At 39.1% G+C, this 8,841-nt stretch carries 9 protein-coding genes and 1 pseudogene; 2 read left to right on the forward strand and 8 right to left on the reverse strand.

What is annotated here, in order from left to right; genetic code table 11:
- Window positions 1-75 precede the first annotated feature (75 nt).
- Both CK510_RS20845 and CK510_RS31925 read right to left on the reverse strand, forming a co-directional pair.
- The gene (locus tag CK510_RS20845) at window positions 76-882 is read right to left on the reverse strand and encodes an LmeA family phospholipid-binding protein (RefSeq protein ID WP_095723531.1); all 807 of its coding nucleotides are present in this window, start codon (window positions 880-882) and stop codon (window positions 76-78) included.
- Window positions 883-1,005: 123 nt separating this feature from the next.
- Entirely contained in the window at window positions 1,006-1,173 is a 168-nt protein-coding gene (locus tag CK510_RS31925) for a hypothetical protein (protein WP_158224937.1), read from the reverse strand.
- A gap of 264 nt (window positions 1,174-1,437) precedes the next feature.
- Between CK510_RS31925 and CK510_RS32895 the strand changes: the two genes are divergently transcribed.
- Window positions 1,438-1,692, forward strand: a complete 255-nt coding sequence (locus tag CK510_RS32895; protein ID WP_095723532.1) for a hypothetical protein — start codon at window positions 1,438-1,440, stop codon at window positions 1,690-1,692.
- Window positions 1,693-1,844: 152 nt separating this feature from the next.
- Here CK510_RS32895 and CK510_RS20855 read toward each other — a convergent pair whose 3' ends face one another.
- The 5 genes from CK510_RS20855 to CK510_RS20875 all read right to left on the reverse strand — a co-directional run bounded on the left by CK510_RS20855 (window position 1,845) and on the right by CK510_RS20875 (window position 6,916).
- On the reverse strand, window positions 1,845-2,531 hold the full coding sequence (locus tag CK510_RS20855; protein WP_095723533.1) for a PHP domain-containing protein: 687 nt from the start codon (window positions 2,529-2,531) through the stop codon (window positions 1,845-1,847).
- A gap of 487 nt (window positions 2,532-3,018) precedes the next feature.
- Complete coding sequence (gene purM / locus CK510_RS20860; RefSeq protein ID WP_095723534.1) at window positions 3,019-4,047, reverse strand: phosphoribosylformylglycinamidine cyclo-ligase; 1,029 nt, start codon at window positions 4,045-4,047, stop codon at window positions 3,019-3,021.
- A gap of 232 nt (window positions 4,048-4,279) precedes the next feature.
- Window positions 4,280-4,486 (reverse strand): hypothetical protein, encoded by a 207-nt coding sequence (locus CK510_RS20865; RefSeq protein ID WP_095723535.1) that lies wholly within the window; start codon window positions 4,484-4,486, stop codon window positions 4,280-4,282.
- 431 nt (window positions 4,487-4,917) lie between these two features.
- Window positions 4,918-5,523 (reverse strand): superoxide dismutase [Fe], encoded by a 606-nt coding sequence (gene sodB / locus CK510_RS20870; protein WP_095723536.1) that lies wholly within the window; start codon window positions 5,521-5,523, stop codon window positions 4,918-4,920.
- Between the two features lie 331 nt (window positions 5,524-5,854).
- Window positions 5,855-6,916, reverse strand: coding sequence for a tellurite resistance TerB family protein (locus CK510_RS20875; protein WP_095723537.1), 1,062 nt, complete (start codon window positions 6,914-6,916; stop codon window positions 5,855-5,857).
- A gap of 206 nt (window positions 6,917-7,122) precedes the next feature.
- Here CK510_RS20875 and CK510_RS20880 point away from each other — a divergent pair, with 206 nt between their 5' ends.
- Window positions 7,123-8,319 (forward strand): argininosuccinate synthase, encoded by a 1,197-nt coding sequence (locus CK510_RS20880; RefSeq protein ID WP_095723538.1) that lies wholly within the window; start codon window positions 7,123-7,125, stop codon window positions 8,317-8,319.
- 123 nt (window positions 8,320-8,442) lie between these two features.
- On the opposite strand, the pseudogene CK510_RS20885 reads toward CK510_RS20880, so the two are convergent.
- Window positions 8,443-8,775 (reverse strand): annotated as a pseudogene (locus CK510_RS20885) (DedA family protein); the annotation flags it as partial.
- Window positions 8,776-8,841 lie beyond the last annotated feature (66 nt).

An 8,841-nucleotide genomic window follows, 5' to 3' on the forward strand; every position in this document is an offset into this window, starting at 1 on the left:
GTAATCAACCGTAAAAATTAATACTTATTCCTATCCTTATATTGAATATAGGAAAAAACAGCATCAAAAATATTATCAACCAGTATGGGGAATCCTCTCAATTTCCGCATAACCGCTAAAAATCAACTTCTTACCCTCAGTCTCCAAACGATTCAATCGCATTTTCACCCCATCCAAATCAAAACGGTCTAAATCAACCATATTGTCCAATATTTCCGCTAATGCCATGCTCAAAGTTCGTGACATATCCCTTTGAGATGCTGGCACTAAATCAAGCTCAACTTGTGGCTTTTGAAAGGAAACCCGACGACGTTTCTCAATTCCAACGGTAACAGTCATATTAATCGGTATTGGTTCCCCATTATTCAAATCAGCCTTAGCAAATATCTTCAAGCGATTTTCTGGCAACAATTCCACTTGAATATCGGTAAACGAAACTGCTTCCCCCCCAGATAACTCCGTTAATTCTGGTATCGATAGGTTCATCAGTCGCTTTTGTACCAATTCCGAGCTAAATGAGCGATTAATCCCCTCTTCCGATAAAATAACCTTTGCGATCGCTTGGGTTGTTTGCTTAAGTTTTAGCTTCCCACTCAGTACCGAACCAAAATCTATCGAAACCGCGTCAGTTTCAAAAGACATCTCCTCAACTGCAAAGTCTTTGCGAATCACCAAACCGCATCCGCTCATCTTGAAACTGTCAATGCTACCTTGTAATAACTTGCTAGAAGGAAAGCAGCGCACAGCAACTTCGACTGACTCGCTTTTGCTAAACAAGTGACGAATCGTTTGACTTGCTACCGTGTTGAGCATCCGCTCTCCCCAATCAGTACCTTTTGGATCGCTGTTTATATAGGTCAAACCAGTAATTCCGCCGAACATGTATGTTTGGTATTTATAGTTCCATCTCTTTTTGTAACAAAATGTGACAAATTCAGCAAGTAGTACTTCTCCATATTCAATGTAGCATTTTGGCTTGTTGGCAGCTTTTAAGTTTCGATTCACTTAGATTACAGCCGTTTTAGATTGGTTTATATCGGCTAAATAAATAAGAATCATCAGAAATTCTGTATTTAAATGACCTGGGAAATGTTCTGTTGTAATATTGCGATCGCAGGTATTTCCGAGCAACAGCAAACAAATATCCCATCCAATTTTTATTGACTTAACCACTATCAATCAGAAGTAATTTCGAGTAAATCTAAAGAAGTTGTTAAATTATTAGATAATTTTCTGATTAGATGCGAGTCTATGTTTAAGATTAATCAGTGGAAATCCAAACGGGGTCAGCCAATATAAAGACCTTGAATATTTAAGTAAATTAAGTACAATTATAAAGCGTCATTCTCAATTAATAAAGAGAAGAGGCGCTTTGTTTTGGAGTGGTGAGAAAATTAAGAACCAGTTTCAATCAACAGATAACAAGACTTTTTTAAAATGACTTACTTGCAGTTATTAGTAGAATTTTTAGCATGTAAATTTCCCTGGTGGGGAGTTTTCCATATTAGTTTTGAACATGAAACCAAAACTGTTTGTATATACAGTAAAAATCCAAGTAAAAGAGCATTTATACTCCGAGACACTTTAGATGTAGCTCGTTTAGATATAGGTGTTGAGCAGTTTATGGTTGTACAGCCAGGTTACTCCGAAATTATGATTACAAGTAATGTCTATAAAGATTTTAGGAGTTAGGAGTCAAATTTTAGGGGAGGGGTTTCCCCACCCTTATTGCTTTTCGTAAAGTCCAAAGCTTGTACTGAGCGACAGCCAATGTATCCAAAATCCAAAATCCAAAATATCCTGGTCAAAGAAACCAGGAGTACTGAGTGGATTTTTTACTAACATTACAAGCGCTGCAAAAGACTTAAACCGTGGGTATCTGTCCCGCAAGTAGCATATAAACTATATTCACTTGCGAGGATTTGCACTTGTTCTGTTTCCCTAATACTAGGCTTCCAGGGAGTAGGATTATTGTAGGCATAGAAAGCTTCAACTCCGTTGATACCTAATTCTGCGGCTGCTGGAATTAAGTCAAAATGGGGTTTTCTATATCTAGCTGGATGTGCAAGCACGGCAATTCCTCCAGATTCTTGGATTGCAGCGATTACATTCCCAGCTTCGTAATCCGCACCAGTTGTAATCCGTCGTTGCAGGTAAGGTTTAATGCTTGAATGTTCAGTGTTAAATGCATAACCCAAAATGTGAACCTCAACATTAAGTAATTTTGCGTTAATTTCCACTCCACTCCATAGATGGGGGGTACTAACACCAGGGTTACACCAACGAAAATCATCAAGCCAGTTTTGCGCGACTTGGAAACCGCTAATATTATGGTGATCTGTAATTGCCAGTCCTTTTAAATCAAATGAAACTGCTTGTTCCATTAATGCAGTTGGTTGTAATCTCCCATCGGAGTGAACAGTATGCATGTGGAAATTAAAATCTCTGGGACAGCTTTGAGCATTTATACTTAAGAATACTTCTTGTAAAAGTTCTTTGGTTGCAATAGTTTGAGCGATATTTACAGTCATAGCTTTTTGTCTTTAATTCAATTTTTAACACTCGGATACCCCCTGTTCGATAACGGAGTTACTGACAGCACGGTAAATTAGTGTTGTCAGTTATTGTTTAGTGTTCTCTAGCAATATTTTTCGATATGTTAAGACTACGTTAGCAAATTAAAAGCCAAGCGGTCATGAGTATTTTCGATTGGAGATATTAAATAGGGTCAAAAATAGCGCTTTGAGCCGACTATTATATGCGTAGGTCAGGTTTTGATAACTTATTTGCCAATCTGGATGTAAATCTTTATCCCGATGTCAATTCCCTACGGAGAGAAAATACAAATAAAATTTACTTCGTGTATTTACTGGATATTCAGTCTCTTTTGACTACAAAGAGAATATTTTGCCTTGTAACCATCTGTGAAATAGTCGTTTAGAGGCTGAAGAATTGAAACAAAATTTTTGCGAGGAGAATTACTAATCTTGCACAAAATGTATAAAATGTATCAGAATTTTAAGCAGGTATTCCGATTAATTCACCCGATCCAGAAATGACTTCACCGATCGCAAATGCTTGAATATTTTGTGATTCTAAGAAACTAATTGCCTGTGATACTTGGCTTGGTGGAACTAAAATTACAAATCCAATCCCCATATTAAAGGTATTGTACATTGCTTCGGGATTGACTCCTCCGGTTTGTGCTAGCCATTGAAACAGGGGGGGAGTTGACCAGTTTTGGGGTTCAATTTTAATGGCTTGATTTGTGCCCAAACATCGCGGTAGGTTTTCAGGTAAACCACCACCAGTAATATGTGCCATTCCGTGGATTTTCAAGCCGGATTTTTGTGCCGCAAGTACGGGTTTAACGTAAATTTGGGTGGGAGTGAGAAAGGTTTCCGCTAAAGTTGCACCATTGAGTAAATTTGGTGTATTGTCCCAAGCCAAACCATTATCGTCAATAATTTTTCGGACTAAGCTATAACCATTGCTGTGAACTCCGGTACTAGGAAGCGCGATCGCAATATCTCCTATTTGTACTTGTGTGCGATCGAGCATCTGGCTTTTTTCCACAATCCCCACACAAAAACCAGCTAAGTCATATTCACCAGCTTGATAAAATCCTGGCATTTCGGCAGTTTCACCACCCAATAAAGCACAACCTGCCTGCTTACAACCGAATGCAATACCTGCGACTACCTGGGTTAACTGTTCCCGTTCGAGTTTTCCCGTCGCTACATAATCCAAAAAGAACAACGGTTCAGCACCAGATGTCAATACGTCATTAACGCACATTGCCACCAAATCAATTCCCACAGTATCGTGACGGTTAAGAGTATGGGCAATTTTCAGCTTTGTACCCACACCATCAGTTCCCGACACCAAAACGGGTTCCTTATAGCCAGATGGTAATTGAAAACAACCACCAAACCCACCCAAACCACCAAGAACCTCCGGTCGAAAGGTACTGTGAACTAAACTACGAATATCATTTACAAAAGCCCGACCAGCTTCGACATCAACCCCAGCCTCGCGATAATCCATTTCGTCAAAACACCGTCAATTAATCTAAAGTAAAGAGTCAGCAATTAAGAATAATCAGTTTTGGCACAATCAACTTCTTAACATTTAACCCACCATTACAAAATACATCATCTTCGCCACCAGAAACTATTAATCTTAAGCATTCCTAAACTCAAGTATAAAATCAAGCCCCTATTCTCCGCGTCTCTGCGCGAGTTCAATCCATATTTATTCCTAACTCCCAACTTCCAATTTAAAAAACCTCATTTTCTTGACCTTTCCACCATTCACCTAATTTCATTAAATCTTGGTGAATATCTTCCAATTCCATGAAGTATTCCTCCCCAGAAATTTCATCACGACGTTCTTGGAGCTTTTTTAGTCGAAGTTGTACTAATAACCAAGATTTTGAGATTCCATTAGTCGCTTCGATATATTGAGCAATATCTTTACTATTCATATTTACCTATTTCAATTAGTAATAAAATTGGTCAGTGAACTATGGCAGTCCTATTTGATTCGTGAAAAATATATATCAGGAAGTAAACCGCCAAGTACGCCAAGACACAAAGGGAATAAAGAAGGAAGAGATATATAATTTAAGTGCAGGCTACGCTAACACAAATGATTTAGGATTCCTATAGTAACTAAATTAATACAGTCACGATAGGATAACTGCTGTGAGCTACCATAGCGCGACTGTATTCATCGCTAAATTTGTAAGCTTTTATCACCTTTAAATTGCATTTTCAAAATTATAAAATTCTTATGGAATGGGCATCTACACCCTTCCTGTTTGCAACTTAAAGAAATATTAGCTTTGATTTACCAGACTCTTGTACAAACACGATATTTTCCGTATTTATAGAATCAAGTTAACTCAGATTAAACTTAATAAGCTGCTGTCAAATTATGAGCAACAAAGTCCCAGTTAACTAATTTTTCCATGAAGTTCTTAATAAACCCAGGACGAGCATTTTTGAAATCGATGTAATAGGCATGTTCCCATACATCAAGGGTTAGGAGTGCTTTTTTGCCATGTGCGAGGGGGTTTTCTGCATTCGGTGTTTTTATTACTTTTAAAGTACCACCATCATCAACCAACCAAGCCCAACCACTACCGAACTGAGTTGTAGCAGCAGTTGAGAATTCTTCTGCAAATTTCTCGAAGCTACCGAAGTCCTTCTGAATTCTAGCAGCTAAGTCGCCTGTCGGTGCGCCGCCACCTGCGGGTTTCAAACAGTTCCAAAAGAAAGTGTGGTTCCAAACTTGAGCTGCATTATTGAAAATGCCTGCTTTGGATGGATCCGTGAAGGAAATTTTGATTACTTCTTCGAGTGACTTGTCTGCCAAGTCGGTTCCTTCCGTCAGCTTGTTGAGGTTGGTTACATAAGCTGCATGGTGTTTGCCGTAATGATACTCGAAGGTTTCAGCTTTCATGCCGTATGCCTCAAGCGCATCCTTTGCGAAGGGAAGGGGGGGTTGTACAAATGCCATTTCGTGAATCCTCTCTTTACCGTTTTCGTTGTAGAGCTTCTGTATTAGCTCTGAAATTATACATTTTGAATTTATGGTTCTTATGCTAAGTCGCTTTAGCTAATCAGCACTAAGATATAAAACTTAACATCCTGATTTTACAGGCAAATGTGCATATTCGCGACGTTTTGCAGACCTATACCATCAGACTGACATAAAAAATCAATTTTTGAATGCTTCTTTAGCATGAGAAAGTTTAACTATTTTGGCTAAAGTTAGTCTGAAGGTACTGATTTAATCTATGGTATGTATTTGAAAAACTAATAAAGGACTTCCAAAAAATAAAATGGTGTTATTTAAACTCAATCGAATCAATAAACTCTAAAATCTCGGCTTTGATTAGCTCTGCTTCTTCCTCAATTGAGTTATGGGTTTCCCCATCAAAAAAACAGCGCTGGCTGCTAATAATGTATAAAAAGTTGCAATATGAAAATATTATTAGTCCGCGATAGGCATCTAGTCTTTGAGAATGACCATTTTCTTCTTGTCTAGAAATGCTTGCACCATCTGGCATATTTGCTAAAGCAAAAAATGCTCCTTCGATTACATCTACACAGTTATCAGTATATACAACATTTGCTTCAGGTAAATTGGATACAATGACTTGAGGGATATACTTGTTTAATAATATTGATTGAAAATATTGTTGTTGTCCGAGCGATCGCATCTCTTCGATTTGATTGTCGGGAATGGGGTAGTAGTCGATTCGCAGTAAGGTTCCCAAGTCATCAGAAAAACCGACTGTTCCTTCCTGGCTTTGAATTTTACCACCTTGTTCGGGAGTTACGGGAATTGGTAATCGGAAATTTCCCAGAGGGGATTCGTAAATATCTATATTTTCATTTTCGTCTTCAGATTCTGCAAATGCATTCAATACAGAATCGATTACTTCCTCTGCTTCTGTATCCTCTATTTCCAAAGCTTCTTGTAATTGTTTGAGTAAAGGAGTTTTTGGTTTGGGAATAATTAACTTGTCTTCGTCTACCAAGACGCTAACACCAGCAGCAAAACCATCAAGAACAAGCTCATCTGCGAGGGAATCATTCGCAGAATTAAATAATGCCCCCAATCCTTCAGATTTTGCGTTCCCTTGGGAAATATTCGCTAAAGTAATTAGGCGATCGAGAATTTCTAATAGTTCATCGTTTGCATGTTCCTCAAACACCTCAAAACCAGAGAGAATATCAGCAAACCACTCAATTTCCAGATTTTCCAGGGAAGAATCAGCAGCAGCAGTCACAATTGCGTTGGCGTAAGCCACTCCTTTCAGGAGTATCGCAGCAACCGCTTCCTCTGGACTCAGAAATTCTTCAAATACAGCATCAGACTGGAAAATGCGATCGTATTTACCCATATCACCCGATTCGTGGACATTTATTTAGATAGTTATCTACATAGATAGCAAATAACCTTCCACAAAAAATAGTGTACGGGAATGCAATTGCGAAAATTATTACTTCCCAATCCCCAATCCCCAATATCTAATTTCCACTAATACCAAAATAATCAGATAATATGAAGTCGTAATTTTGTGCTAAATTTTGCCAACTGGAGAAATCAATGGGTCGCGCTAAGAAGGTTATTCTTGCATATTCAGGTGGAGTGGATACTTCAGTATGTATTCCTTACCTTAAGCAAGAATGGGGTGTAGAAGAGGTAATTACCCTCGCTGCTGACTTGGGACAAGGTGATGAATTAGAACCCATTCGTGAGAAAGCTTTAAAATCAGGTGCTAGTGAATCCCTAGTGGTTGATGTTCGGGATAGTTTTATTAAAGACTACGCATTCCCTGCGATTCAGGCAAACGCACTGTACGAAAACCGCTATCCTCTAGGTACTGCCCTGGCACGTCCGTTGATTGCGAAAATATTAGTCGAAGCAGCAGCAAAATATGGTGCAGATGCGATCGCACATGGTTGTACTGGTAAGGGAAATGACCAAGTACGCTTTGATGTCTCTACTACTGCACTCAATCCCAACTTGAAAATTCTCGCTCCAGCAAGAGAATGGGGAATGAGTCGGGAAGAAACTATTGCCTATGGGGAAAAATTCGGCATTCCCACACCAGTAAAAAAATCCTCACCCTACAGCATTGATAAAAATTTACTTGGTCGTAGTATCGAAGCGGGGATTTTAGAAGATCCAACAGTGGAAGCTCCCGAAGAAATCTACGAAATGACCAAAGCTATTATCGATACTCCCAATGAACCCGAATACATCGATATCGGTTTTACCCAGGGAATACCCACTAGTATCAATGGTGAATCCAAAGATGCGATCGAGTTAATTGAAACTGTTAACAAAATCGCCGGGAACCACGGTATTGGTCGAATTGATATGATTGAAAACCGTTTGGTGGGGATTAAATCACGGGAAATCTACGAATCCCCGGCAATGATTGTTCTGATTAATGCCCATCGTGACTTAGAAAGTTTGACATTAACCGCCGATATTACCCAATACAAGCGCGGTGTCGAACAAACTTACACCCAATTAGTTTATAACGGCTTGTGGTACAGCCCATTAAAAGCTGCACTTGATGCATTTATCCAAAAAACTCAAGAGCGTGTATCCGGAACTGTACGGATGAAATTGTTTAAAGGAAACGCTGCGATCGTCGGACGCAAATCGGAAAATACTTTATACACTCCAGATTTAGCAACCTACGGAGCAGATGACCAATTCGACCACAAAGCGGCAGAAGGGTTCATCTACGTTTGGGGACTACCAACCCGGATTTGGGCACAGAAAAATTAGGACATTGAACTAGACTGTCAATTGTAAAATCAGTAGGGGCAAACAACCGTTTGCCCTCTATATTTATTTGTCCTGTATATTTATTTGCCCTGACCATATGGCGGGGAGTGTCAAAAAACTGACCTATTCTCCAGTTTCCACTTTCTCCTGACGCGATTCTAACCACAGGGGAATGACTATCACGGCAGCCAAAATCAATACTGCCACCAAAGCAAACTGACTTACCCAAGCAACCAATTGTTCAAGAGATACAACCTTGCCAGCAAAGTAAGCTAAAGTCACCATTGCACTACCCCAAGCTGTCGCACCTGCCAAATTGACGAGAAAAAACTTCCAAAATGGCATCTCGACTATACCCGCAAGTGGTGCGGCAAAAATTCTTAATAAAGCAAAAAATCTACCAAAAAAAACGGTTTTAGAACCATTATCACTAAATTTATCTTTAATACTTAAAATCTATATAGCTTTTACTGCTGTAACCGTAGCTTCACTGTTGACCACATCAACAGCTTGTTCATAAGA

Origin of the sequence: Brunnivagina elsteri CCALA 953, from assembly GCF_002289455.1 — a bacterium.
GTDB lineage: Bacteria > Cyanobacteriota > Cyanobacteriia > Cyanobacteriales > Nostocaceae > Brunnivagina > Brunnivagina elsteri.

Bases quoted from the DNA above. Each gene is read 5' to 3' on its own strand.
- CK510_RS20845 (WP_095723531.1), bottom strand. From the start codon at position 882: ATGTTCGGCGGAATTACTGGTTTGACCTATATAAACAGCGATCCAAAA.
- CK510_RS32895 (WP_095723532.1), top strand. From the start codon at position 1,438: ATGACTTACTTGCAGTTATTAGTAGAATTTTTAGCATGTAAATTTCCC.
- CK510_RS20855 (WP_095723533.1), bottom strand. From the start codon at position 2,531: ATGACTGTAAATATCGCTCAAACTATTGCAACCAAAGAACTTTTACAA.
- purM (WP_095723534.1), bottom strand. From the start codon at position 4,047: ATGGATTATCGCGAGGCTGGGGTTGATGTCGAAGCTGGTCGGGCTTTT.
- CK510_RS20865 (WP_095723535.1), bottom strand. From the start codon at position 4,486: ATGAATAGTAAAGATATTGCTCAATATATCGAAGCGACTAATGGAATC.
- sodB (WP_095723536.1), bottom strand. From the start codon at position 5,523: ATGGCATTTGTACAACCCCCCCTTCCCTTCGCAAAGGATGCGCTTGAG.
- CK510_RS20875 (WP_095723537.1), bottom strand. From the start codon at position 6,916: ATGGGTAAATACGATCGCATTTTCCAGTCTGATGCTGTATTTGAAGAA.
- CK510_RS20880 (WP_095723538.1), top strand. From the start codon at position 7,123: ATGGGTCGCGCTAAGAAGGTTATTCTTGCATATTCAGGTGGAGTGGAT.